This is a genomic window from Xylanibacter brevis ATCC 19188 (genome assembly GCF_000621725.1).
Classification (GTDB): domain Bacteria; phylum Bacteroidota; class Bacteroidia; order Bacteroidales; family Bacteroidaceae; genus Prevotella; species Prevotella brevis.
In genome coordinates this window covers 42,093-67,092 of record NZ_JHXM01000021.1, presented here as the reverse complement: position 1 = coordinate 67,092, position 25,000 = coordinate 42,093, and the positions used below count along the sequence as shown (strand labels likewise).

General features: G+C 42.1%; 23 protein-coding genes. 13 read left to right on the top strand and 10 right to left on the bottom strand.

Annotation, left to right across the window (positions count from 1 at the left end):
- Positions 1-30 precede the first annotated feature (30 nt).
- The 9 genes from lon (at position 31) to T433_RS15270 (ending at position 9,376) form a co-directional block, all read left to right on the top strand.
- Positions 31-2,487: an endopeptidase La gene (gene lon / locus T433_RS0111310; protein ID WP_027455874.1), complete on the top strand. Its 2,457-nt coding sequence runs from the start codon at positions 31-33 to the stop codon at positions 2,485-2,487.
- Complete coding sequence (tgt, locus tag T433_RS0111305) at positions 2,484-3,611, top strand: tRNA guanosine(34) transglycosylase Tgt (protein WP_027455873.1); 1,128 nt, start codon at positions 2,484-2,486, stop codon at positions 3,609-3,611. The genes lon and tgt overlap by 4 nt, the downstream gene beginning before the upstream one ends.
- Positions 3,608-4,738, top strand: a complete 1,131-nt coding sequence (locus T433_RS0111300; protein ID WP_027449673.1) for an LptF/LptG family permease — start codon at positions 3,608-3,610, stop codon at positions 4,736-4,738. Before tgt ends, T433_RS0111300 begins: the two co-directional genes overlap by 4 nt.
- Positions 4,739-4,740: 2 nt before the next feature.
- Entirely contained in the window at positions 4,741-6,039 is a 1,299-nt protein-coding gene (locus tag T433_RS15280; protein WP_044109794.1) for a DEAD/DEAH box helicase, read from the top strand.
- 136 nt (positions 6,040-6,175) lie between these two features.
- On the top strand, positions 6,176-6,427 hold the full coding sequence (locus T433_RS0111290; RefSeq protein WP_162164199.1) for a T9SS type A sorting domain-containing protein: 252 nt from the start codon (positions 6,176-6,178) through the stop codon (positions 6,425-6,427).
- A 59-nt stretch (positions 6,428-6,486) separates the two neighbouring features.
- The gene (locus tag T433_RS0111285; protein WP_052357098.1) at positions 6,487-7,944 is read left to right on the top strand and encodes a L,D-transpeptidase family protein; all 1,458 of its coding nucleotides are present in this window, start codon (positions 6,487-6,489) and stop codon (positions 7,942-7,944) included.
- A gap of 15 nt (positions 7,945-7,959) precedes the next feature.
- On the top strand, positions 7,960-8,511 hold the full coding sequence (locus T433_RS0111280) for an RNA polymerase sigma factor (protein WP_027455871.1): 552 nt from the start codon (positions 7,960-7,962) through the stop codon (positions 8,509-8,511).
- A gap of 47 nt (positions 8,512-8,558) precedes the next feature.
- The gene (locus tag T433_RS15980; RefSeq protein WP_052357097.1) at positions 8,559-8,912 is read left to right on the top strand and encodes a hypothetical protein; all 354 of its coding nucleotides are present in this window, start codon (positions 8,559-8,561) and stop codon (positions 8,910-8,912) included.
- A gap of 20 nt (positions 8,913-8,932) precedes the next feature.
- Complete coding sequence (locus tag T433_RS15270; protein WP_044109790.1) at positions 8,933-9,376, top strand: hypothetical protein; 444 nt, start codon at positions 8,933-8,935, stop codon at positions 9,374-9,376.
- Here T433_RS15270 and T433_RS15265 read toward each other — a convergent pair.
- From T433_RS15265 to ileS, 9 genes are read right to left on the bottom strand one after another with little or no spacing between them, the layout of a single operon-like run.
- Complete coding sequence (locus T433_RS15265) at positions 9,373-9,816, bottom strand: DUF3256 family protein (RefSeq protein WP_081778477.1); 444 nt, start codon at positions 9,814-9,816, stop codon at positions 9,373-9,375. The genes T433_RS15270 and T433_RS15265 overlap by 4 nt on opposite strands.
- 3 nt (positions 9,817-9,819) lie before the next feature.
- The gene (locus T433_RS0111260; RefSeq protein ID WP_027449669.1) at positions 9,820-10,539 is read right to left on the bottom strand and encodes a 16S rRNA (uracil(1498)-N(3))-methyltransferase; all 720 of its coding nucleotides are present in this window, start codon (positions 10,537-10,539) and stop codon (positions 9,820-9,822) included.
- The gene (locus tag T433_RS0111255) at positions 10,539-11,069 is read right to left on the bottom strand and encodes a UvrB/UvrC motif-containing protein (protein ID WP_027455870.1); all 531 of its coding nucleotides are present in this window, start codon (positions 11,067-11,069) and stop codon (positions 10,539-10,541) included. The genes T433_RS0111260 and T433_RS0111255 overlap by 1 nt, the downstream gene beginning before the upstream one ends.
- A 2-nt stretch (positions 11,070-11,071) precedes the next feature.
- Positions 11,072-12,382 carry an MFS transporter gene (locus T433_RS0111250; protein ID WP_027455869.1) on the bottom strand — a complete coding sequence of 437 codons (1,311 nt, stop codon included), beginning with the start codon at positions 12,380-12,382 and terminating at the stop codon, positions 11,072-11,074.
- Positions 12,383-12,404: 22 nt separating this feature from the next.
- Positions 12,405-12,623, bottom strand: a complete 219-nt coding sequence (locus T433_RS16545; RefSeq protein ID WP_155808488.1) for a hypothetical protein — start codon at positions 12,621-12,623, stop codon at positions 12,405-12,407.
- The gene (locus tag T433_RS15260) at positions 12,580-13,404 is read right to left on the bottom strand and encodes a DUF4296 domain-containing protein (RefSeq protein ID WP_052357095.1); all 825 of its coding nucleotides are present in this window, start codon (positions 13,402-13,404) and stop codon (positions 12,580-12,582) included. Before T433_RS15260 ends, T433_RS16545 begins: the two co-directional genes overlap by 44 nt.
- Complete coding sequence (locus T433_RS0111235; protein ID WP_027455868.1) at positions 13,394-14,026, bottom strand: lipoprotein signal peptidase; 633 nt, start codon at positions 14,024-14,026, stop codon at positions 13,394-13,396. The genes T433_RS15260 and T433_RS0111235 overlap by 11 nt, the downstream gene beginning before the upstream one ends.
- Entirely contained in the window at positions 14,023-14,409 is a 387-nt protein-coding gene (locus T433_RS0111230; protein ID WP_027449663.1) for a TraR/DksA family transcriptional regulator, read from the bottom strand. Before T433_RS0111230 ends, T433_RS0111235 begins: the two co-directional genes overlap by 4 nt.
- Positions 14,410-14,415: 6 nt before the next feature.
- Positions 14,416-17,841, bottom strand: coding sequence for an isoleucine--tRNA ligase (ileS, locus tag T433_RS0111225; RefSeq protein WP_027455867.1), 3,426 nt, complete (start codon positions 17,839-17,841; stop codon positions 14,416-14,418).
- A 179-nt stretch (positions 17,842-18,020) separates the two neighbouring features.
- Between ileS and uxuA the strand changes: the two genes are divergently transcribed.
- The 4 genes from uxuA (at position 18,021) to T433_RS0111200 (ending at position 23,673) form a co-directional block, all read left to right on the top strand.
- Positions 18,021-19,274, top strand: coding sequence for a mannonate dehydratase (gene uxuA / locus T433_RS0111215; RefSeq protein ID WP_027455866.1), 1,254 nt, complete (start codon positions 18,021-18,023; stop codon positions 19,272-19,274).
- 31 nt (positions 19,275-19,305) lie between these two features.
- A complete protein-coding gene (locus T433_RS0111210; RefSeq protein WP_027455865.1) occupies positions 19,306-20,118 on the top strand; it encodes an SDR family oxidoreductase in 813 nt (270 codons plus the stop codon).
- Positions 20,119-20,316: 198 nt separating this feature from the next.
- Positions 20,317-21,189, top strand: a complete 873-nt coding sequence (locus T433_RS0111205) for a sigma-70 family RNA polymerase sigma factor (RefSeq protein WP_027449659.1) — start codon at positions 20,317-20,319, stop codon at positions 21,187-21,189.
- A 456-nt stretch (positions 21,190-21,645) separates the two neighbouring features.
- A complete protein-coding gene (locus tag T433_RS0111200; RefSeq protein ID WP_027455864.1) occupies positions 21,646-23,673 on the top strand; it encodes a DUF5686 family protein in 2,028 nt (675 codons plus the stop codon).
- Between the two features lie 153 nt (positions 23,674-23,826).
- On the opposite strand, the gene T433_RS0111195 is transcribed toward T433_RS0111200, so the two are convergent.
- Positions 23,827-24,792, bottom strand: coding sequence for an IS110 family RNA-guided transposase (locus T433_RS0111195; protein WP_027455863.1), 966 nt, complete (start codon positions 24,790-24,792; stop codon positions 23,827-23,829).
- Positions 24,793-25,000 lie beyond the last annotated feature (208 nt).

The following is a 25,000-nucleotide window of genomic DNA, read 5'->3' as shown; positions in this document are numbered from 1 at the left end:
CATTTCAAAATGATACAGATAAAAATAAAAATGAGCGATAATCAGAATAACAAGCCCTTTTCAATGATTGCAGATATTGAAGGGGACTTTATGGATTTAACGAATATTGAGACCCCCAGCGAGGTTCCCATACTTGCCGTTAGAAACATGGTCTTGTTTCCTGGCGTTGTTTCTCCGATTTTGATTGGTAGAGAAGCTAGCTTAAAACTAGTCAAAAAAGCTGAAAAAACAAACGGTATCATCGGTGTTGTCAGCCAGCGTGATCCCGAGGTGGAAGAACCAACAATGAGTGATCTGTACGAATATGGCGTATATGCTCGCGTGGTGAAGCAACTGACGCTGCCAAACGGTTCTGTGACTGTTATTATGCAGGGACTGGGACGTATGAGACTGTATGACATCATCAAAGAAACCCCCTATCTAGTTGGCTTCACAAAACAAGCACCCGAGATTCAGCCAGACAAACGCGACCGCGAGTGGAAGACCGCCATGGATGATCTGCGAAAGATGACTGGCGAATATATCTCTGTGACTGAAGAAATTCCTGATGATTTTTCATTTGCTATTCAGAACATCCGCAACGATGTGATGGCTTTGAACTTCGTTTGCTCTAACATGCCTTTCGGTACCAAGGAGAAGATGGCTCTTTTGGAAGCTGAATCCATGAAAGAGCGCCTGTTTGGCACAATGAAGGCGATGAATAGAGAAATCAATCTGCAGAATCTGAAGGCCGATATTAGAAACAAGACACGCGAAGATCTGGATGAGCAGCAGAAAAACTATTTTTTGCAACAGCAAATCAAGAATCTGCAGGCTGAGATGGGCAATGAGCAGTCTCCAGAGAAAAGCGAGTTGATCAAGAAAGCTAAGAAAAAGAAATGGTCGGAAGAAACACAGAAGATCTTCAACAAGGAACTTAGTAAGTTGGATACGCTCTCCACACAAAGTCCTGATTACAATGTACAGCTGAATTATCTTCAGACGTTCGTTTCGCTTCCCTGGGGAGAGTATACCGAAGACGATCTGAACCTTCAGCGTGCACACAAGATTCTGGATCACGACCATTACGGGATGGAAAAGGTGAAAGAGCGTATTTTGGAATATATGGCAGTGTTATCGCTTCGTGGTGATTTGAAGTCGCCAATCCTGTGCTTATATGGCCCTCCTGGTGTGGGTAAAACTTCACTCGGAAAATCTATTGCCGAAGCAATGAAACGCAAATATGTACGTGTGTCACTAGGTGGTCTTCACGATGAAGCAGAGATTCGAGGTCATCGCCGCACGTATGTTGGAGCAATGCCCGGACGTATTATCAAAAGCATACAAAAAGCAGGTAGCTCTAACCCCGTGTTTATACTCGACGAGATTGACAAAGTAACTCAAAACACCATCAATGGTGATCCTGCTTCGGCACTTCTCGAGGTGCTCGACCCAGAACAGAACACTGCCTTCCACGACAATTTCCTGGATGTGGACTATGACCTCTCGAAGGTTTTATTCATCGCAACAGCAAACAACCTGAGCACCATTCCTCGTCCCTTGCTGGATCGAATGGAAATTATTGAAGTAAGTGGTTATATCACAGAGGAAAAAATTGAGATTGCCAAGCGTCACTTAATCCCTCGCGAACTGGACAATACTGGATTGCAGACATTGCCGGAAAAGCCAAAATTCAATAAGGCTGCAATTGAAAAAATCATTGAGCAGTATACCCGAGAAAGTGGTGTAAGACAGCTAGAAAAGCAAATCAATAAGGCTATGCGTAAGTTGGCTTTCAAGCGCCAGATGGAGAACGTGGAGCAAAACTGGAAGATTACGCCAGATTCGCTTGAAGACCTGCTGGGCAAGCCACCCTTCTATCGTGACATCTATCAGGGCAACAACTATGCTGGTGTTGTTACTGGATTGGCATGGACAAGTGTAGGTGGCGAGATTCTCTTCATCGAGACATCACTTAGCAAAGGCAAAGGCTCAAAGCTGACTCTTACGGGTAACTTAGGAGATGTTATGAAGGAATCGGCAGTGTTGGCATTGGAATATGTCAAGGCGCATGCTGATACGCTTAATATTGATTACCGCATCTTCGATAATTGGAATATCCACATCCACGTGCCTGAAGGCGCTACACCTAAAGATGGCCCATCTGCTGGTATAACCATTGCAACTTCTATTGCTTCGGCTCTTACACAGCGAAAAGTTCGCAAGAATACAGCAATGACCGGTGAGATAACCCTTCGTGGAAAAGTATTGCCCGTAGGCGGTATCAAAGAAAAAATACTTGCTGCCAAACGTGCAGGTATCACTGACATTGTGATGTGTAAAGAGAACGAGAAGGACATCTTGGAAATTCCCGACATATACTTGAAGGGCGTTAGCTTCCACTATGTCGAGAATGTACAGGACGTATGGAATTTCGCTCTGACTGACGAGATTGTGGAGCATCCACTGACATTCACTATTGAAGAAGAAAAGGAAAGCAAAAAATGACATTCGAACTGCAACATACCGATCCCTACAGCGATGCTCGTGCTGGCGTTATTACAACCGATCACGGACAAATAAAGACACCAATCTTTATGCCGGTTGGCACGTGTGGTAGTGTGAAAGGTGTTCACTTCTCAGAACTACGTGAACAAGTGAAGGCTCAAATCATTTTGGGCAACACCTATCATTTGTATCTTCGTCCAGGCTTAGACACACTGAGAAAAGCTGGAGGCTTGCATAAATTCAACACATGGGATCGTCCGATACTAACTGATTCGGGGGGATTTCAGGTTTTTTCTCTGACAGGCATTCGCAAACTTCGAGAGGAAGGCTGTGAGTTTCGTTCACATATTGACGGATCAAAACATTTCTTTACTCCAGAGAATGTGATGGATACAGAGCGCATCATTGGTGCTGATATCATGATGGCCTTTGACGAATGTCCTCCAGGACAGAGTGACTATCAGTATGCAAAGAAAAGTCTTGGTCTAACACAGCGTTGGTTAGATCGTTGCATCAAGCGCTTCAACGAAACAGAACCTATCTATGGTCATAAGCAGAGTCTATTCCCTATAGTACAGGGTTGTACGTTTAAGGAGCTAAGACAAGAAGCCGCAAAACACGTAGCCGACAAAGGTGCTGACGGAAATGCTATCGGGGGTTTGGCTGTAGGTGAACCCACTGAGGTGATGTACGATATGATTGAGGTGGTGAATGCTATTCTTCCTAAGGACAAGCCTCGCTATTTGATGGGTGTAGGCACACCTCAAAACATTCTGGAAGGCATCGAACGTGGTGTTGATATGTTCGACTGTGTAATGCCTACTCGCAATGGTCGCAACGCAATGCTCTTCACTTATGAAGGAACCATCAACATTCGCAACAAAAAATGGGAACAGGATTTTTCTCCTATTGATCCTGACGGATGCGACATAGACCGTCTTCATAGTAAAGCCTATCTGCACCATCTTTTTAAGGCACAAGAGTTGTTAGCTATGCAAATTGCTTCAATTCACAATCTTGCCTTCTACCTACGCTTGGTATCAGATGCAAGAAAGCACATAGAACAAGGAGACTTCAGTATGTGGAAACGTTCGGTAATTGACAATTTAGGACGTAGAGTATGAAGATGCATAAGTTGAAGATTCAGAATCCTGTCAAGCTCTTCTTAACGCGCATAGACAGGTATATTATCTCGAAGTTCATCGGAACCTATATTTATTCTATCTTCTTGATAATCTCTATTTCCATCGTGTTTGATTTCAACGAGAACCTGGCAAAGTTCTCGAACAATCATGCGCCTTGGAAGGCCATTATCTTCGACTACTACGCCAACTTTATCCCATACTATGCAAGCCTTTTCTCACCGTTGTTTGTATTTATTGCCGTCATCTTTTTTACATCAAAATTGGCAGGCAACTCTGAGATTATAGCCATGTTGGCTTCTGGCACAAGTTTCAAAAGACTCTTAAGGCCTTATCTTATCTCGGCAGCAATCATCGCAGGACTGAATTTCTATTTGTCAGCTTTTCTCATTCCAAAAGGAAATGTTATTAGACAAAACTTTGAGACTCAGTACAAAAACAAGCGCAAGAATACTTCTGCGACAAATGTTCAGCTTCAAGTCGGTCCCGGAGTCATTGCTTTCATGCAGTCGTATGATAATCTCACCAAACGAGGTTATGGATTTACTTTAGATAAATTTGAAGATAAAAAACTGGTGAGCCACATGACGGCTAATGTGATTCAGTATGACACTATCAGCGATTCTCGTTATCAATGGAGGGCAATCAACTATAAGATTAGAACACTGAAAGGATTGCGCGAACACATCACCACTGGAACCGAAATGGATACCACCATCATCATGGAACCTATGGACTTGGTATATTCTAAAGGTCAACAGGAAACTTTCACGTCACCTGAACTCAAGCGTTACATCAACAAGCAACAAGAACGCGGCTCGGTTAATGTGGTTCAGTATGAAGTAGAATATCACAAGCGCATAGCTACATCGTTCGCATCTTTCATTTTGACCATTATCGGAGCATCACTTTCATCCAGAAAACGAAAAGGTGGTATGGGACTTTATCTTGGCATAGGATTAGGTTTATCTTTCTCTTATATCCTGCTGCAGACAGTGAGCTCTACATTTGCTATCAACGCCAGTGCTCCACCGTTTTTAGCCGTGTGGATCCCCAATATTTTATATGCATTAATCGCCTATTATTGCTATAGGCAAGCACCAAATTGACTATGACATTTGAAGAAACATATTTAAACGACAACATTCTAGATGCACTCTATGATATGCACTTTGACGAGATGACTCCTATACAGGAGAAGTGCATACCAGAAATACTTGACGGACACGATGTATTAGGCGTGGCACAAACGGGTACTGGTAAAACAGCGGCCTACCTACTGCCTATTCTAAGCATGCTCGACGACGGAGGATTCCCCGACGATGCCATCAACTGTATCATCATGTCGCCAACTCGAGAATTGGCCCAACAGATAGATCAGGCTATGGAGGGCTTCAGCTATTATCTTGATAATGTATCATCGATAGCTGTTTATGGAGGTAACGACGGATCACGCTTCGACCAAGAGATAAAAAGTCTTCGTGGAGGCGCACCGGTAGTTATTGCAACACCAGGAAGACTTCTCAGTCACTTGAAGGTTGGAAACCTCGATTTGTCTAAAACATCATTCTTTGTACTGGACGAAGCAGACAGAATGTTAGATATGGGTTTTTCTGAAGACATCCTTCAAATCAATAAGCTACTTCCCGATACTTGCCAGAAAGTCATGTTCTCTGCCACTATGCCGAGCAAGATTCGTGAGTTAGCCGTTTCCCTGCTGAAAGACCCCGTAGAGGTCAAATTAAAGGTGAGCAAGCCAGCGGAAAAGATACAACAATCTGCTTATGTTTGCTATGATCCGCAAAAGGTAAAGATCATTGAACATCTTTTCAAACAGGGAGAATTCAAGCGCGTCATTATATTCTGTGGAAAGAAAGACAGAGTGAAAGAAATTAATAGGACGCTACAGAAAATGAAAATCAACTGTGCTCCGATGCATTCTGATTTGACCCAAGCAGAAAGAGACGAGGTAATGTATCAATTCAAAGCTGGACAAATTGATGTTTTGGTAGCTACAGATATTGTAAGTCGCGGCATCGATATTGACGATATTCAAACGGTCATCAACTTTGATGTACCAAATGATGCCGAAGATTACGTTCACCGTATAGGAAGAACTGCTCGTGCTGATCGTGATGGTGTAGCCATAACATTTGTCAATGAGAAAGACATGAAGCAATTCCAGCAGATTGAGAAATTTCTGGAGAAAGTTGTTGATAAAAACACATTACCAGAAGGACTTGGTGAAGGACCCGAATACAAGATAATAGAGAAGAAGAAACATTCGGGAAGAAACGGAAAACCCCACAAGAGAAACACCAAGGGAACAGGCAAAGGAACGCACAAAGGCGCTTCTAAGGGACAAAACAAAGGTCAACATAAGCAAAAGGGAAAAAGCGAAGAAAAGTAATTTTTTTCGCTTTTTCTTGGAAGTTTCAGATTTTATTCCTACATTTGCAATAAATTAAATAATTGTGTATATGCGGAAACAATTACTCATACTCTTTTGTGCTACATTGCTTGGTGCTGCCACGCCCGTTAAAGCTATGAATATGGTATTGGAGATGGGTGTAGCTGAGCAGATTGACGACAATGTACCCACCATCGTCGTAGAAGGGAAAACCGTTACCATACTTGGAGCAAATGGTATGACAATGGAAATTGTCTCTTTGACAGGACGTCCTGTAACAAAACTCAAAATTGAGAATTCTTCACAACGTATTCAACTTAACAATTTACAAAAAGGGTGCTACATTATAAAAGTTGGAAAAGTAGTGCGCAAAGTGACCGTACAATAATATTCCTCCGTATTATTTTTTTCGCGCTTGCATCTAGTTTTATTAGTTGCAAGGGTATATTGACGAGTAGTAATGAAGATTTAATCGCACAAACGCTTGCTGAAAACATTGATTCAGCTAAAGTATCGTTAAATCAACTTCTTCTTAATAATAACGATTCTTTCTTATCCTCCTCTGAGCTAAAAGATTATTATCAAGATAATGGAGATTTTATATGGGTCAATTCTCCAGAATCACTTGAAAAGAGTGACACTCTAATTAAGTATATAGGAAAGTCATCAGAGGAAATCGGCTTCAATAAAAAAGTATTTTTAGTAGATAGCATTCTGTCTGATATATCAAGATTAAACCAACAAATAACAGATTCTTCATCAGTAGTTTACGAGACAATGGCTCGAATTGAGTTTAATCTTTCAAGAGCTTATCTCAAATTCATATCAGGTCAGTACTATGGCTTTCTTAATCCTTTAAGACTATTCAACAAATTAGATAAAGACAACAATGGTGCATATCGTCCCTTGTTTGATATATCTATTCAACTACCAGAAAAAGAGTTTGCAACAAATGCTCTTTCCAAGGCGAATAGCGATGATGTTCTTGAATACATCATGAGTTTAGAACCACAGGACCCGATATATCTTGCTCTAAAAAAAGAACTGCAAAAAGACAGTATAAAAGAACATCGGCAAAAGCTTATTCTCAACATGGAAAGATGCCGATGGAAGATAAAAGACTATCCTCTCAATGAGAAGAAATATGTTTTTGTAAATATTCCTTCACAGAACCTGTGGGCTATACAACCTGATAGTGTACTATCTATGAAGATTTGTTGTGGTGCATTCCATACCAAAACCCCCTTGTTAATCAGCAAGATCAACTTAGTCCAGTTTAATCCTGAATGGGGTATCCCAATGAGTATCATCAAAAAAGAAGTTAGTGAACATGCGGGCGACTCTGCCTATTTTGCACGTCATCGCTACTCTATTATCCAGAATGATGGAGATACCATCAATCCGGCTGAAATTACCAGTGCTGAACTGCGTAGTGGCAACTATCGCATTAGTCAGAAAAGTGGTCCTGGCAATTCTCTAGGCAGAATTATTTTTAGATTTCCGAATAAGTTTGATGTCTATCTGCACGACACGAATAATCCTGGTGCGTTCCAGAATGAGCGTAGAACAATTTCGCATGGATGCGTTCGTGTACAGAAGCCATTCCAGCTCACAATGTTTGTATTGCCAGATTTAGATGAATGGACAATCGACAAGATACGTCTTTCTGTTGATATCAAACCGGAAACTGATAAAGGAAAAAATTATCTTCAGAACTTCAGACACAAAAATGGTGCAAAACCTTTAAGATTGATAAATTCATTAAGAACCAATCCAGAGACACCGGTATATATTGCTTACTACACAGCATTTCCCAATCCATCAACTCACGATATTGAATTCTGGCCAGATCGTTACGAATACGACAAGCAAATGTGGCAGGCCCTTAAACCATTTCTTCCATAAGTCATAATTCTATTGATGAAACAATACGACGATGAAGCGTTAATCAATCTCATCAAAGAATCAAAAACCAGAAGGAACGGATTCGAAATGGTGGTAAGACAATATAGTGAAAAACTATATTGGCAGATAAGACGTATAGTATTGATTCATGAAGATGCAGATGATGTATTGCAAAACACATTTATCAAGGCATGGAATTCTCTAGATACTTTTCATGGCGACTCTAAGCTATATACTTGGCTATCGAGAATCGCTATTAACGAGGCTTTAGACTTCATGAGGAAGAAGAAAGTTAGAGCATCATTAAGTACTGATGACGTTGAATCTGGAATTGTTCAACAATTACTAGCCGACACTTATTTCAATGGAGATGAAACCGAAGCGCAACTACAAGAAGCTATCGCCCAATTGCCAGAAGTTCAGAAAACCGTGTTCATGCTTAGATATTACGAAGAGATGAAATACAGCGAAATCAGCAAGATTACAGGAACCACTGAGGGCGGACTAAAAGCTTCGTATCATATTGCGGTAAAAAAAATAGAGGATTTTTTTAAGCAACACGATTAAACTATTTGCATTATTAAACATCTATATATATAAAATGGTAGCATGATATGCAAAAAGAAAGAGACGACATAGAATTTAAGATGGGAAATAATAATCCATTTTCCACACCTGAGGGCTATTTTGAGCACCTCACAGATAGAGTGATGTCTAAGCTTCCTGATACTAAACCAGAAGAGAAGCCAGCCATCATTCGTTATCTACGTCCCCTACTCTATGCTGCCGTGTTCACAGGTGTGATTGTTCTAAGTGCTACATTCTTAATGAAAGATGATCAAGAACAGGAAACACAACAAATGGCATCTGCGCCCATCGATTCTGGTGACGCATACTTTGATGATGCTGCAGACTATGCAATGGTCGATAACCAAGATATCTACGCTTATCTATTAGCAGATTTATAAATTGAAAGGAAGGTAAAACTATGAAGAAGTTATTTGCATTTATCCTCTGCTCAATGTTCTTATTGAACATACAAGCACAACAACAGAAATTCTCGCCTGAAAAATTTGAATCAGACTTGGTGTCGTATATCACAAAAGAAGCTAATCTTTCACAGCAGGAGGCCTCTCAATTCTTTCCTATTTATAAGGAAATGAGAGAAAAACAACGTTCATTATTCAGTCAACAGAGAAATTTAGCAAAGAATAAGCCTCAAGACGAAAAAGGATGTCTGAAATCCATTAAAGAGAGAGATCAGATAGATATCGATTTAAAGATGCTTCAAAAAACATATCACGAGAAGTTTTTAAAAATACTTCCAGCATCGAAAGTTTATGATATACTAAAAGCTGAAGATCGCTTTCATAGAAGAATGATGAGCAACTGGGAGAACAAAAGACATGTCAGCAGAAAAGCCAGACATTAATTCTCTTTAAACAATTCTTCATCACGCTTCAACAAAAAAGACGACTTTGTTAAAGTATCTACTAATTGCCATTCAGGGGTATATAAAGAAACAATTTCCTCTGTCTGGCATTTGTTATAAATATAAGTCTTTTGAACTCGAACAAGCAAATTATCACCCTTCACAATAAGCTTCATGTCTATACGAAGAGCGTCGCTCATCTTAACACACAGCGAATCGTCACTCAGATAAGTCATCGTGCTTATTCCTTCTAACAGGTTGTTTACCTCAGCTTTCATTCCCGCTTCTCTAAAGTCAATCATATCCAGACGATTATTTTTTGTAAGATATGGCATTAGAGAGTCAGGCATCAGTTTGAACAACTCTCCTATCTTGGGAGTATCTGCGAAAACAGAAACCATGGCAAATAAAAACAAGCAAAGATTTAAAATTCTTTTCATAATCTACTGTTTAGACAATTGTATCATCATGATAGCTGCTAATCCCGCAGTTTCAGTTCTTAATCTACTATCTCCTAGGTTAACAGAAATAAAACCAGCTTCAACCGCTTTCCGAACTTCATCTATAGAGAAATCACCTTCAGGTCCAATCATCACCAAGGCATCATCTTGATTATTTCCATTTCGAAGTTCATCAAACAAATTGGTACGTGGCACTTCTTCATAACAATGCGCAATATATCGTCTTCCGGTTTGATGCGATTTAATGAAATTATCAAAAGAAAGCATTACATTAACTATCGGAGTCCATGCTTTTCTACTTTGCTTTACTGCGGAAATTACGATTTTCTCTAATCTTGGTGTCTTAACCACCCTACGTTCTGAAAACTTACAGTCTAACAAGGACAACTCATCAAAACCAATCTCAGTCGCCTTCTCTGTCATCCATTCGATGCGTTCCATCATCTTAGTAGGCGCAATCGCTAAATGAATATGCCCATTCCAGGTACGTTGCTGGGGCATTGTTTCTTGGATAGAATAAAGACACCGTTTAGAAGATGCCAATGTTACTATAGCTTTATAGAATGTACCCTTTCCATCCATCAACATCAATTCATCACCTTCTTTAAGACGAAGCACACGCAATGCATGAACTGCCTCTTCTTCAGGCAATTCTCCTACGCTGGCGGCCTGGGGAACATAGAAATAACGTACTTCTTTCATTACTTTTCGCTTCTTCTATTAATTTCATCGCGTAGCTGAGAGGCCAGCTCATAGTTTTCATCATCCACTGCACGCTGTAAAGCCTGTTTCAATCTTGGAACATCCATCGTATTAATAGGAATAGCTATTCCTTTTGCATCAGCGTCATATGGAACACTTTGGCGTTCCAACAGAGTACCCTCAATATACAGAGGCGTATCTGAAATCATTGTTAGCAGAATGGCATCACTTATTCGCATGCGTTTGGAATTACCAAATTCATCCATCAGCACTACTTGATACTGACCATCATACAAGCCATATATCATCAACTCGAACTTATCTTTTAATAAGCCTACCAGCGTTTCTGGTAACATATTATCGCATTCTTTTATATTATTGACACGCATCAGCAACTGGTGAGACATATGTCCATCACATACGACAGACATAGCATTTTTGCGCTCCATATCTGTCAATACGATCACAGAAATACCTTCACCACCAACAATCTGCTGAATACTATCAAATCTTAGCTGAATGCGCTTCATCGCTATTTCTTATCAGGATTAAATACCAGGGCAAAACAAATTCCGACTACCATCGCAAAGGCAGCAAAGATAAACCAACAAGACTGCCAATCTCCCAGCAAGTATTTTCCATGCCAAGAACAGTAACTATTCACTATCTCACCAGCAGCCAAGGTTCCTACGGTTGCTCCTATTCCATTGGTCATCATCATAAACAGACCCTGTGCAGATGCCTTGATTGATGGTGCGCACTCCTGATCTACAAAAATACCACCTGATACATTAAAGAAATCGAATGCAACACCATATACAATGCACGACAAAATAAATAGTATTACACCTGGCATTGCCGGATTACCAATTCCGAAGAAACCAAAAAGGAAAACCCATGCAAACATGGACATCAGCATAACAATCTTAATACCAAATCTTCTCAAAAAGAATGGAATCATCAGTATGCATAAAGCCTCGCTGATCTGAGAGATTGATGTAAGCAATGTTGCATTGTTGGCTGCAAACGAATTTGCTATGACTTCATCTGTACTACCTTTGAAACTTGTAATAAAAGGACCTGCGAATCCATTTGTCACCTGCAGACACATACCAAGCATGGCAGAAAAGATGAAAAACAGCGCCATCTTCTTTTTCTTAAACAGTTTAAAGGCACTCAGTCCCATTACATCTGCTAAAGAAGAACCTGCCTTCTTCTCTAATTTGCACTGAGGCAAGGAGAAACAATAAGCAAATAAAACAAGACTCAGAAATCCTGATACAAAGAACTGCATGTAGGTATACTGAAACTTGTAATCATTATCAACCAGACTAAAGAAGAATGCTCCATCTTCCCACACCGCACAGTTGACAAACCACATCGTTACAATAAAGCCAACTGTACCAAGAACACGAATCGGAGGGAAATCCTTTACGGTATCCATTCCGTTATCTTTCAATATTGTAAAAGCAGTTGTGTTAGTCAATGCTATAGTGGGCATAAAGAAAGCAACACTCAACGAATACATAGCAATGAAAGCCGACTTATTGGAAATCTCATGGCCAAAGCCAGCATTAACACCCATCCACCAGCAACCTAACATGGCAACACCAGCCATAAGATGGCATAAACCAAGCAATCGCTGAGGTTGGATATATTTATCTGCGACAATACCCATCAAAGTTGGCATGAATATAGAAACAATTCCCTGTATAGCATAAAACCAGGCAATCTGATTACCCAAACCTGCTGTTCCTAGATAATTACCCATACAGGTGAGATATGCTCCCCAAACAGCGAACTCCAGAAAGTTCATGACTGCTAAACGTACTTTCATATTCATAAACTATAAGGTTTTTAGTTTGTTATTTCAATTCTTTTCCATTATAGAAAGCCTTCATTAACCCTTGATTATCTCGTTGGAGCTTAATCGTGCCACTCAACCATTCCGTCTGAGGCTGTTCTCCTTCCAACGGATAGCAGCGAGTAACAAAACCATCTTCAAGTTCCACCACAGCCATAGACTGTATGGAATGATCCTCAAAGACTATCTGATGACAGGCTATCTTTTTCAATTTCATCATTTATCTCTAGGCGTTCTTTATGAAAACGCACCAACTGAATATTATCTATAAACAAAAGGCGCGTTGTCGTTGACCGATCTTTATCTCCTTTTAAATAGAAGAAGCCTCGTATCTGTTTTACGTTAGCTTTTTCATATTCAGGAATATGCAGTTGAGTAAGACCAGAACTTGAGAAATGAATATTTCGTGTTATCGTTGTGTCATTATCGTAGGTAACTGCAACATAGAGAACCGTATTCTTTGATCCATCCTGGAAGACATAATCGCTCATAAAACGCATTAAGAAGCGATCACCATTCCGATAGGTTGTGTCACCATTAATGGTAAAAGTCCATTTATCATAGGGTGCAACGGGCATCAACGAGAGTGTTCTACGTTCAGTCCAGACATTGGCTGTATCACCATTGTTATCCAGCGAAGCATATTGCCCCATCTCACCTTCAGTGGCACCGAGTACCAGAGCCTGATTCTCCAGTCTTTCTGCAACACGCTCATAGATATCCTCGAATCGTTCGGCATTGGTATAGTAATAAACCATTGACGAATCAAAGTCGGCCTGAGTATAACCATACTTCTGCAACACAGCCTTCATATATAAAAGCTGCAATACATCAGCACTCTCATTTGCGTCGTCATCATGAGTTGCTAATGATTTTGCCAAATGATATTCCACTAATATATCCTCCAGCTCGTCCGGTTGGATATAACGCTTTGGCACTTTTGGCGTACATGAAACCAAAAAGAGGAAAGCGACCAATATCAAGGCCCAGTTATGCTTCACGTTTGATAGAAATATGGCTAATCTCCTTTCGATAAAACAATAATAATGCTACAACCCCCACAGAGATAGAGGCATCGGCAAAGTTAAATACAGGACTGAAGAAAATAAACTCATCTCCTCCAACAATTGGAAACCAGTCGGGATAACTGGTCACGATAAGTGGAAAATAGAACATATCAACCACACGTCCCATCAAGAAAGACTCATAACCATTGCCTAAGCCTACAAACTGGCTGATCTCATAAGGAGTTGACGCATCAAAGCAAAGCCCATAAAACATGCAGTCGATAAGATTGCCTGCAGCGCCCGCTAAAACCATCGACAAACAAATCAGATAGCCCCAGCGAACGTTTGTTTTGCTTTGGAGCCAGATATAGTATGACAAGAGAGAGATGGCAACTATGCGGAAGATTGACAAAAGCAATTTTGAACCTATCTGCATGCCATAAGCCATACCATTGTTTTCTATGAATGTGATATAAAACCAATCGGTCACATGAATACTTTCATGAAGACACATATTAGTCTTAACCCAGACTTTTATAAGCTGGTCAATAATCAGAATGGCCATAATGAGGATTATGGCCATTCTGCCCTTAGTCAAATATCTACTTACGTTCACTTTCTTTTCTTTTCCAACTCTTTTGACTCAACGCTCAGTGTTGCATGAGGAACAGCTCTTAGACGCTCTTTGGGAATCAGTTTACCGGTGATCCTATCCACGCCGTAAGTCTTGTTCTCAATTCTTACAAGTGCAGCCTTCAAGCCCTGAATGAACTTTTGCTGACGAGCGGCAAACTGAATAAGATCTTCCTTTGACTGCGTTGCACTACCCTCCTCTAATGCTTTATATGTTGGTGACGTATCATCAACATCATTAGAGTCCTGATTAGTCAATACACGCATCATTTGGTCATAATCACGTTTGGCCAAAGCCAGCTTCTCATTGATAATCTCGCGGAACTCTTCAAGTTCCTCATCTGTGTAACGTGTTTTCTCTGCCATAAATCATTAGGATTTAGTTATTTTTATATTTAGTTTAAATTCATCGAATTCAACTTCCTGTCCATCATTAGCCTCGAGCTTGATGCTGTCAGCCAATACCTGGCGTGCGATATAGTCGCCGAAGGTTTCAACAGCTTTTGTGGCAGTCTCGTTTGGCTCAATGCAAACACAAATACGGTCGGTAATCTCCAGTCCACTCTTCTTACGAATGTTCTGAATACGGTTCACCAATTCACGAGCCATACCCTCGTTCTTCAGTTCGTCGGTAAGTGTAATATCAAGAGCAACAGTCAGGTTACCCTCATTGCCAACCAGCCAACCAGGAATATCCTCGCTGATAATATCAACATCAGCCACCTCTACGGTAAGGTCTTGACCTTCAACATTGATACCAATGGTGCCATTCTTCTCCAACTGAGCAATCTGGTCCTGAGAAAGAGCATCCATCTGAGCAGCAACACCCTTCATCAACTTGCCGAACTTCTTACCCATGGTACGGAAGTTGCATTTCACCTTCTTAACCAGAATGCCTGCACCTTCCACAAATTTCACGTCTTTTACGTTTACCTCCTGCAAGAAAATCTGCTTCACGCTCTCAATAGCATTACGCTGAGCATCATCAACAGGTGGAATCATCAAGGTCTGCAGAGGCTGCTTCACCTTAATACTCTCTTTACGACGCAGAGCAAGAACAATCGTTGTGATGCGCTGAGCAATCTCCATACGCTGCTCCAGATCGGCATTAACCAAATCCATATTAGCTACGGGGAATTTCTCCAGATGAACAGAATCAAGTTCTCCTCCCAAATCGCAGTAGATGCGATCTGCAAAGAATGGCGCAAACGGAGCCAGCAACTTAGAAACAGTCATCAAGCACTCATAGAGCGTCTGATAGGCAGCCAACTTATCGTTGTCCATCTCCTTACCCCAGAAACGCTTCTTGTTAAGACGAACATACCAGTTAGACAGATCCTCATCCACAAACTTATCAATTAGACGACCTGCACGTGTAGGATCAAATCCGTTCATCTCTTTCTGAACGCCCTTAACCAGAGAGTTCAGACAAGACAAAATCCAACGGTCGAATTCAGGACGCTCGTTTACAGGAATCTGTGCAGCCTTAGGATCAAACTCATCCACATTAGCATACATAGCAAAGAGTGAATAAGTATTATATAAGGTACCAAAGAACTTGCGGCTGATTTCTGCCACACCCTCTGGGTCGAACTTCAGGTTGTCCCATGGTTCAGAGTTTGTCATCATGTAGAATCTAACCGCATCCGAACCATATTTGTCGATCATCTCAAATGGATTAATCACATTACCCACATGCTTCGACATCTTATTGCCTTTGGCATCCAGCACAAGACCTGTTGAGATGACATTCTTGAAGGCTACTGAATCGAAGATCATAGTAGCAATAGCATGCAATGTGAAGAACCAACCACGTGTCTGGTCAACGCCCTCGTTGATAAAATCTGCGGGGAATGCTTTATTGTTATCAATCAGTTCACGGTTCTCGAAAGGATAGTGAACCTGTGCATAAGGCATAGAACCCGAATCAAACCACACATCAACCAAGTCGCTTTCACGTTTCATTGGCTTGCCGCTTTCGCTTACCAATATAATATAGTCCACATATGGACGGTGCATGTCGATCTTGTCGTAGTTTTCCTTTGACATATCACCAGGCACAAACCCCTTGTCTTTCAGCGGATTTGAAGTCATTACACCTGCTGCAACAGCTTTTTCAATCTCAGCATAAAGTTCTTCCAAGCTACCGATACACTTTTCTTCGCCGTCTTCGCTTCGCCAAATAGGAAGTGGTGTACCCCAGAAGCGAGAACGAGACAGGTTCCAGTCATTCAGATTCTCTAGCCAGTTACCAAAACGTCCTGTACCTGTTGACTCCGGATGCCATCCGATAGTCTTGTTCAGTTCACTCATGCGAACCTTTTTATCGGTACTCTTAATAAACCAAGAGTCCAAGGGATAGTAAAGTACAGGTTTGTCTGTACGCCAGCAATGAGGATAGTTGTGAACGTGCTTCTCGATCTTGAACACCTTACCGTCGGCTTTCAAGTCCATACAGATAGAAATGTCAAGTGTCTCATCCTTATCTGTAAGTGTTTCATCGTAGGCATTCTTTACATAGCGTCCAGCATAGCGTCCCCACTTCTCTGTATCTACGTAATTCTTAACGAAATCTGCATCCAGATCCTCAATCAAGAAGTACTTACCTTGCAGGTCAACAACTGGACGCTCGTTGCCTTTCTTGTCTATAAGCACAATAGCAGGTACACCAGCCTTCTTCGCTACGAAAGCATCGTCGGCACCAAAGTTTGGAGCAATGTGTACGATACCTGCACCATCCTCTGTTGTTACATAGTCACCAGGAATCACGCGGAAAGCGCCTTCACCTACAGGTGTAATCATTGGCAGGAGCTGTTCATACTCCATTCCCACGAGGTCGGTACCCTTGTAGCGAGCTACCACGCGATAGGGCAAGAACTTCTCACCCTTATTATATTCAGGTAGTTCACCACCATCGGAAATCTCGGCAGCAGTATCAAAGTAAGCCGCAACGCGTGCGTCTGCCATCACGATTGTGATTTTCTCTGCCGTATAAGGATTGTAAGTCTCAATAGCTACATAGTCAATTTTGGGACCTACACACAATGCTGAATTCGCAGCCAGTGTCCAGGGGGTTGTAGTCCATGCCATGAAATATGGCGTGCCCCAACCAGTCATCTCTGGCTTCGGATTCTTCATTTTGAAGAGAGCCGTACAAGTAGTATCCTTCACGTCACGATAGCAACCTGGCTGGTTCAGCTCGTGACTTGACAATCCGGTTCCGGCTGCAGGTGAATAAGGCTGAATTGTATAGCCTTTATAAAGCAATCCTTTATCATAGAACTGCTTCAGCAGCCACCACAGTGACTCAATATATTTATTATCGTAGGTGATATAAGGATTATCAAGATCTACAAAGTATCCCATGCGCTCAGTCAGTTCACGCCACTCAGCTGTAAACTTCATCACATTTTCACGACACTTCTTATTGTAATCCTCTGTTGAAATGTACTTGTCTGAATCTTTGTTATCGATATCAGCCTTGGTGATACCCAATTCTTTTTCCACACCGAGTTCCACAGGCAGTCCATGAGTATCCCATCCAGCCTTACGCTTTACCTGGAAACCCTGCATGGTCTTATAACGATTGAACTTATCCTTCAGCGAACGACCCAAGACGTGGTGAATACCTGGGTGACCATTTGCTGAGGGAGGACCCTCAAAGAAAACAAACTGAGGACATCCCTCACGCTCGTCAATTGAACGATGGAAAATATCCTCTTTCTTCCATTTATCTAAAATCTCATTGTTAACCTGAGTCAGGTTCAAACCATTATGTTCAGCGAATCTCTTTGCCATATCGTTTATAGTACTATAATTTTTTGATGTGCAAAGGTACAAAAAAAAGTGAGATACCGCAAAATATCTATGATAAAATTAGAAAAAAGCGCCAAATTATACTTTTTTGATTCTTTTTTCGATGTACAATGTCAATTATTCACTACCTTTGCAATCCGGAACACAATAAAAATCTGACAATGGAAAGAACATGGAGATGGTTTGGCAAGAAAGATAGAATCACACTTGCCATGCTCAAGCAAATTGGCGTTGAAGGCATCGTAACAGCGCTTCACGACGTGCCCTTAGGTGAAGTTTGGACACAAGAAAAGATACACGATCTACGTGAATACATCGAAAGCTACGGCATGCGTTGGTCGGTAGTGGAGAGCCTACCCGTAGTCGAGTCAATCAAATACGGAGGACCTGATCGTGACCAACAGATAGAGGTCTACATAGAGTCACTAAAGAACCTGGCCGCTGAAGGCATACACACGGTTTGTTACAATTTCATGCCAGTACTTGACTGGGCCCGCACAGACTTGCTTCACAACAATCCAAACGGAGCAACAAACCTATATTTCAACTATGCCGAATTCGCCTATTTCGACATTTATCTTTTAAAGCGAGAAGGAGCCCGGGAAGAATGGAAAAAATTTCAATTTCCAGACAATGTCGGCGCTGTGAGAGACGTCCTTGCCGAGGCAGATGAATTAGCAAAAAGCATGACTCCAGAAAAAGACCACAAACTTATTGAGAATATTGTGATTAAGACTCAAGGGTTTGTGAGCGGAAACTTCTCTGAAGGTGACAAAGAACCCATTGCAAAGTTTCAATCATTCCTTGAACTTTATCATGACATTGACAAGCAGCAGTTGCGCGAGAATATGAAATACTTCCTAGAGGCTATTATGCCTACTTGTGAAGCTTATGACATGAATATGTGTGTGCATCCAGACGACCCCCCTATCGAGATTTTAGGTCTTCCACGTATTGTACGCACAGCAGACGACATCCGCTGGTTCCTTAACGCAGTACCTAATAAGCATAATGGACTTACATTCTGTGCCGGTTCACTTAGTGCAGGAGCCTATAACGACGTGGTGGCAATGGCCCGTGAATTTGCCCCCCGCACCCATTTCGTACACCTACGTTCTTGTCATATTTTCCCGAATGGCGACTTTACAGAAGCCTCGCATCTGGGTGGTCGAGCTAACATCGTAGAACTGGCAAGAATCTTTGAGAAAGAGAATCCGGCGCTCCCAATGCGCGTTGATCATGGTATGACATTCACCGATCAACCTGGTGGCATCATGGACGAATCAAGTCACGGACACAATGCAGGCTATACACTGTTAGGACGCATGTTTGCATTGGGCCAGGTACAGGGCATCCTTGCTACTGTCGACGATGAATTGGGCATCAAATACACGCAGCCAGGATTCTTTGACTAACAACAACAATGACATATAATCAAAACCGACAATGAAGAACCTATTCGACATCAAAGACAACGTAACCGTCATCACCGGTGGAACCGGCGTTTTAGGACGTACTATAGCAAAATATCTGGCTCTTAATGGTGCCAAAGTTATCATCTTAGGTAGAAAAGAAGATGTTGGTCAGGCCATCGTTGATGATATCAAGAACGATGGTGGACAATGCGAGTTTATGAAAACCGACGTGATGGACGAAGCATGCGTACAGAAGAATTGCGACGATATCATCGCTAAATATGGACGTATCGACACACTGCTTAATGCCGCTGGCGGCAACATGCCTGGCGCTACAATCGGACCGGACAAGACATTTTTCGACCTCGACGCCAGTCAGTTCTCTAAAGTTCTCGAACTTAACCTCACCGGCACGGTTATTCCTACACAGATATTTCTGAAACCCATGGTTAAACAGGGCAAAGGATCTATCATCAACTTCTCGAGCATGGCAGCATTCCGCCCCATGACAAGAGTGTGTGGCTATGCGGCTGCAAAAGCAGGCATTTCCAACTTTACACAGTATATGGCCACAGAATGCGCCAAGAAATTTGGCGAAGGCATCCGTGTCAATGCAATAGCACCAGGTTTCTTCATCACCGAACAGAACCGTTCGCTGTTGACCAATCCTGATGGAACCTACACACAGCGCGGACAAGATGTGATCCGCCAAACACCATTTGGACGTATGGGAGAACCCGAAGAACTCTGCGGCACCATCCATTATCTCATGTCTGATGCTTCAAAGTTTGTCACAGGAACCGTGGCCGTTGTTGATGGCGGCTTCAATGTATTCGCTATGTAGGGTTTAAAACACTCCACAAACTAAAGATATAATGGCCCTTCTCAAGAGGGCCATTTTTCTTTTTTAACACAAAAAAATCCACAACTGGAGAACAACGTAACGATATTTTTTGTACCTTTGCACCGCAAATTTGCAAAAATAGGTATACTCACTTCATTATTAAGAAGTTAGGAAATATTTAAGGAAAATCATTTTAGGATGAGACAACTCAAAATTCAGAAAAGCATCACAAACCGTTCGAGTGAAGCATTGGATAAGTATCTAGTAGAGATTGGCCGTGCTCCACTTATTAGTATTGACGAAGAAATTGAACTGGCTCAGAAAATTAAGAAGGGCGGTCCTGAGGGCGAACGCGCAAAAGACAAACTGGTGACAGCCAATCTGCGCTTTGTTGTCAGTGTTGCTAAACAATATCAGCATCAGGGTTTAACATTAACAGACCTTATCGACGAAGGCAACATCGGTCTTATCAAGGCCGCACAGAAATTCGATGAGACACGCGGCTTCAAATTCATTTCTTATGCCGTATGGTGGATTCGCCAGTCTATCCTTCAGGCCATTGCCGAGCAGAGCCGTATCGTACGTCTTCCTCTGAACCAGGTTGGCTCACTGAATAAGATTAATCACGAAATCAACAAGTTTGAGCAGGAGAATCAGCGCCACCCATCTGTGAGCGAGCTGGCTGAAATGACTGACATTGACGAAGAGAAAATTGGTCAGTCAATGATGGCAGATGGTCACCATGTGTCTATTGATGCACCTTTCCAGGATGGCGAAGACAACTGTATGCTCGATGTGATGGCCTCTGGTGACGATAGCCGCACCGACCGTCACGTGGATCACGAGTCAATGGCACAGGAGTTGAACGCCGTACTCAACAAAGTACTGAAGGAGCGCGAGATTACTATTATCCGCGAATGCTTCGGTATTGGTTGCCACGAGAAGGGTCTTGAGGAAATTGGCGATCAGCTGGGACTTACCCGTGAGCGTGTGCGCCAGATTCGTGAGAAGAGCATTGCTAAACTCCGTGATTCTGGTAACGCTCGTATTTTGATGAAATATCTGGGATAAGAGATTTTCTCTTTTTACAGTAAAAATACAATGCTTCATTTCCGATTATGGAATGAAGCATTTTTTATGATCTTCCAAAAGCAACGCTTTCAGCCTCCAAAAGCATAACGTTTCTTATGCTATAGTTAAGATGCTGATAGCCAATATGAAAGCTATTACAATTCATCTAGACACTAGAAAACACATTTTTAGAGTCTAGAATTCGCCGATCTAAAGTCTAGATTCAGGCATTCTAGAGTCTAGATGCGACACAAAACAGTAAGAATAACAGGGCAAAAGTGGCACTTTTGGCTTGTAAAAGCAGTAGTATTGCACAACAAAAGGAGTACTATTGCTCGGTAATAGCGGCACTTATTCATAGAAAAGCGACACTCCCGCTTCTATAATTAAAAAGGAATATCCTTTTTATGGCAAAATATTTTTGTGGTTATTTATTTATTTGCTATCTTTGCGGCAATGAAACGAATATTGCTGCTACTTTATATAATATCAACCGTCCTTACGGCCAATGGTCACGAGTATTCTGACTCCGTGCTGTTGGAGCGCATATTCAGTTTTCAGCGCAACTACGCTCACGATGTGAACGGCTTTTCCACAAATGTTTACCTAAAACACCTCTATAACACAAAACGTCGCAATGCCACACTATGGCTGATACCTTCCATGTATCCACTGGCTAAGGGACAACGAAAGTTTCTGAGCGAACAGTATAATCACTTCACCTTCAATGACGTTGACAACTATGATAATCTGAATCAGGTATTCTATACCACCATCCCCAGAAACAAACATACGATGTCAACGCTATTTTGCTATCTGACACCTGACCTTTATAACGAGACAATTTACGATGACCACGTGCTTTCACCGTTTAATCGCTACAATCGGTTGTTCTACAAATACACAACAACAGATCTAGGTAACGGTAAGATACGCCTAGACTTCCGTCCTAAACGGGTGATGAACACGCAGCTAGTGAAAGGTCAAGCTATCGTCAACTATGCGACGGGGCGCATCGAACAGATTGAGCTGAATGGCGAGTTCGACATGATTAGTTTTCACACCATCAGTACGCAGGGCGATCATGGCGCACGGGCACTGATGCCTCAGTTATGTATCACTGATGTAACGTTTAAGTTTGCTGGCAACAACATAACTTCTCATTTTGAGGTGGCATACGACTGTCCTACTACACTACCGGACACCATGAGTCTCAAAATAAATCGCCAACTCATGGATTCTATTCGTCCGTTCAGTTTAAGCGAAGAAGAGGAGTTGGTGTATCAGCACTTTGACTCGCTGAGGCATGCAAAGAAACATAATGATAGTATCAAAGCTGTCATGCCCATGATGCTGGATAAACACAGCAATGCAAGCGACCGCACTTGGGATATGTTGGGAGAAAACCTTTTCAGCAAGACGAAAAGCAGTACTGAGAATGGATATGTATGGCTGTCGCCCCTACTCGACCCGCAATACATCAGCTACAGCAAGTCAAAGGGATTGTCATACAAGATGCGTTTGGGTGCTCACTATGAATTCAGCAAGAAAACCTGCATTGACTTTAACCCCAAAGCCGGTTACAACTTCAAATTGAAGCAATTCTTCTTTACAGCCCCCATCCGACTTGAATATAATCACAAACGCAGAGGTTATCTGGATCTCATTGTGGGTAACGGCAACCGTCTGAGCAATCAATATACACTCAACGAAATAGCGGCTATTGATGGTGAAGACTCTCAATGGCTGAATGAAGACCTGCACATATTCAGAGATTTATATGCCCAGCTGAAGAACTACTACATGATTACGCCTTGGTTGGGAATTGAAGGTGGTGTGACATTCCACCATCGTCGGTCACAGCATGCTGCAAAACTAGGTTCGTTTGGTATAGAAAACGACTACAAGAGTTTAGCCCCATCTGTGTCTGTTAAGTTGCGTCCGTGGCGAGCAGCCCCTGTCGTTTCTATCGACTATGAACGAGGTTTGAAGTTCGACAAGTTTAATCTGCCCTACGAACGATGGGAAGTTGATGCCTCTTGGAAAAGGCGCATGCACCGCCTGCAGGTGTTCAACGCACGTATCGGCGGTGGACTTTACACACTGAAAAAAGTCAACTCGTTTATGGACTTTACTAACTTCCGCGACAACAATCTGCCAGAAGGTTGGGATGATGATTGGTCGGGCAATTTTCAGTTGTTATCATCAAGTGTTTACAACGAGTCAAAATATTATATTCGAGGTAATATATCGTACGAGAGTCCGCTGATGGGCTTGTCGTTCATTCCCTTACTTGGTCATTACATAGAACGCGAACGCATTTATCTTAGTTCATTGCTCATAAACCAAAGCCGACTTTACTCCGAGCTGGGCTACGGATTCAGCAGCCGCTACATCTCAATGGGCATCTTTGCAGGCTTCCGAAACATTGAGTATCAGGAGATTGGCTGCAAGTTTACAATAGAATTATTTAGAAGATGGTAATATGAACTGTAATACGAAAAATGAATATGGTTAACGATATTTAGCATTTTGTGCTGATTCGTACCCTCTCATGGGGGCTTCTCGCCCCCAAACCCCTCGGTGTTTTCAGGTATTAGATTTTCCATCCTGATACACTTCGGGCAAATGCAGGAGCTACTTCTTTGAAGATACATAACCATCGACATAGGGTTTCTCCTGAGTGACAACGGCAAAAGCCTGTCGGATGAGTTTATTTGCTACGGCAATGACAGCTACTTTCCCAGGCTTGCCATTAGACCGCAGACGGTCATAACATGCTTTACACTCAGTATTGCACCTAAGAGATGCAAAAGCTGCCACGTAGAGCTGGCTCCTTAAAGAAGAGTCTCCGTTGCGGTTGATGTGACCTTTGAAATTAACTGAAGTACCGGACTGCTGATAAGTCGGCGACAATCCCAGATGACGGGTGAGTTGCTTGGCATTGTCAAAGTAAGTGAAGCCGCCAGTGGCCATGATGAGTGCAGCAGCAAGGGTGACGCCAATGCCTTTTACAGAGGTTAGCAGATCCATCTGCTTCTTGTACTCAGAGCGGGCAAGTGAAGATAGATTCTCTTCAAGGTCTTTGACCTGCTTCTCAAGGAAGGCAATGGTCCTCTCGATAGACTTCTTGCATTTGGCATCAAAGAATGGTAGCACTTCCATAGAACCCTTGAGGTTCCTTGTGGCAATGAGTTGCTTCTTGAGCTGGCGAATGACTGTACGCTTCTGCTTGAGTGTGAGAATGGCGTCACTGTGGAGTTTATAGGGTGCAGGCTGCATCTTCTCTCCGTAAAGAGCAATCAGTCGAGCATCTATCTCATCCGTTTTGACGGTGGATAGCATGTCACGGGCGAAGTTCTTCACTTTAAGTGGATACTCCAGGCTTGTCGTAATACCCGCCTCTGAAAGCAGGTACACAAGCAGGGCACTGTAATTGCCTGTCGCCTCCATGACACAGTGATGCTCATCCTTGGAGATAGACCTGATAAACTCATGGATACCTTTGGTGGTGTTCTTGAATGTCTTCGTCTTGCTGTTCTTGTCTGGAGAATAAGCGACAACGAAAGAGTCCTTGCTGACGTCGATACCAATGTAAGTCATAACAATAATGAATATAAACAAATATGCAACATCAAAACATCTTGGAGCCATCATTGCAAATGCGGGGTCAAAGCCCAGTGAACTGTCCGGATTCGGATGTTAAGGAGTGGGGGCAGAACATATTACACTGTCTTATGACGAATGACAAATCGGCCTTATTCCACTTCCTTGATGTTGTTAACGAATGCAAAGATATAAATTATAATTG

Excerpts from the sequence above, each read along its gene's own strand:
- T433_RS0111300 (WP_027449673.1), top strand. The coding sequence starts at position 3,608 with ATGAAGATGCATAAGTTGAAGATTCAGAATCCTGTCAAGCTCTTCTTA.
- T433_RS0111255 (WP_027455870.1), bottom strand. The coding sequence starts at position 11,069 with ATGAAGCGCATTCAGCTAAGATTTGATAGTATTCAGCAGATTGTTGGT.
- T433_RS0111210 (WP_027455865.1), top strand. The coding sequence starts at position 19,306 with ATGAAGAACCTATTCGACATCAAAGACAACGTAACCGTCATCACCGGT.
- tgt (WP_027455873.1), top strand. The coding sequence starts at position 2,484 with ATGACATTCGAACTGCAACATACCGATCCCTACAGCGATGCTCGTGCT.
- T433_RS0111290 (WP_162164199.1), top strand. The coding sequence starts at position 6,176 with ATGAATATGGTATTGGAGATGGGTGTAGCTGAGCAGATTGACGACAAT.
- T433_RS0111250 (WP_027455869.1), bottom strand. The coding sequence starts at position 12,382 with ATGAATATGAAAGTACGTTTAGCAGTCATGAACTTTCTGGAGTTCGCT.
- T433_RS15270 (WP_044109790.1), top strand. The coding sequence starts at position 8,933 with ATGAAGAAGTTATTTGCATTTATCCTCTGCTCAATGTTCTTATTGAAC.
- T433_RS15280 (WP_044109794.1), top strand. The coding sequence starts at position 4,741 with ATGACATTTGAAGAAACATATTTAAACGACAACATTCTAGATGCACTC.
- T433_RS0111280 (WP_027455871.1), top strand. The coding sequence starts at position 7,960 with ATGAAACAATACGACGATGAAGCGTTAATCAATCTCATCAAAGAATCA.
- lon (WP_027455874.1), top strand. The coding sequence starts at position 31 with ATGAGCGATAATCAGAATAACAAGCCCTTTTCAATGATTGCAGATATT.
- uxuA (WP_027455866.1), top strand. The coding sequence starts at position 18,021 with ATGGAAAGAACATGGAGATGGTTTGGCAAGAAAGATAGAATCACACTT.
- T433_RS0111230 (WP_027449663.1), bottom strand. The coding sequence starts at position 14,409 with ATGGCAGAGAAAACACGTTACACAGATGAGGAACTTGAAGAGTTCCGC.
- T433_RS16545 (WP_155808488.1), bottom strand. The coding sequence starts at position 12,623 with ATGATGAAATTGAAAAAGATAGCCTGTCATCAGATAGTCTTTGAGGAT.
- T433_RS0111195 (WP_027455863.1), bottom strand. The coding sequence starts at position 24,792 with ATGACTTACATTGGTATCGACGTCAGCAAGGACTCTTTCGTTGTCGCT.
- T433_RS15980 (WP_052357097.1), top strand. The coding sequence starts at position 8,559 with ATGCAAAAAGAAAGAGACGACATAGAATTTAAGATGGGAAATAATAAT.
- T433_RS0111200 (WP_027455864.1), top strand. The coding sequence starts at position 21,646 with ATGAAACGAATATTGCTGCTACTTTATATAATATCAACCGTCCTTACG.
- T433_RS15265 (WP_081778477.1), bottom strand. The coding sequence starts at position 9,816 with ATGAAAAGAATTTTAAATCTTTGCTTGTTTTTATTTGCCATGGTTTCT.
- T433_RS0111205 (WP_027449659.1), top strand. The coding sequence starts at position 20,317 with ATGAGACAACTCAAAATTCAGAAAAGCATCACAAACCGTTCGAGTGAA.
- T433_RS0111260 (WP_027449669.1), bottom strand. The coding sequence starts at position 10,539 with ATGAAAGAAGTACGTTATTTCTATGTTCCCCAGGCCGCCAGCGTAGGA.
- ileS (WP_027455867.1), bottom strand. The coding sequence starts at position 17,841 with ATGGCAAAGAGATTCGCTGAACATAATGGTTTGAACCTGACTCAGGTT.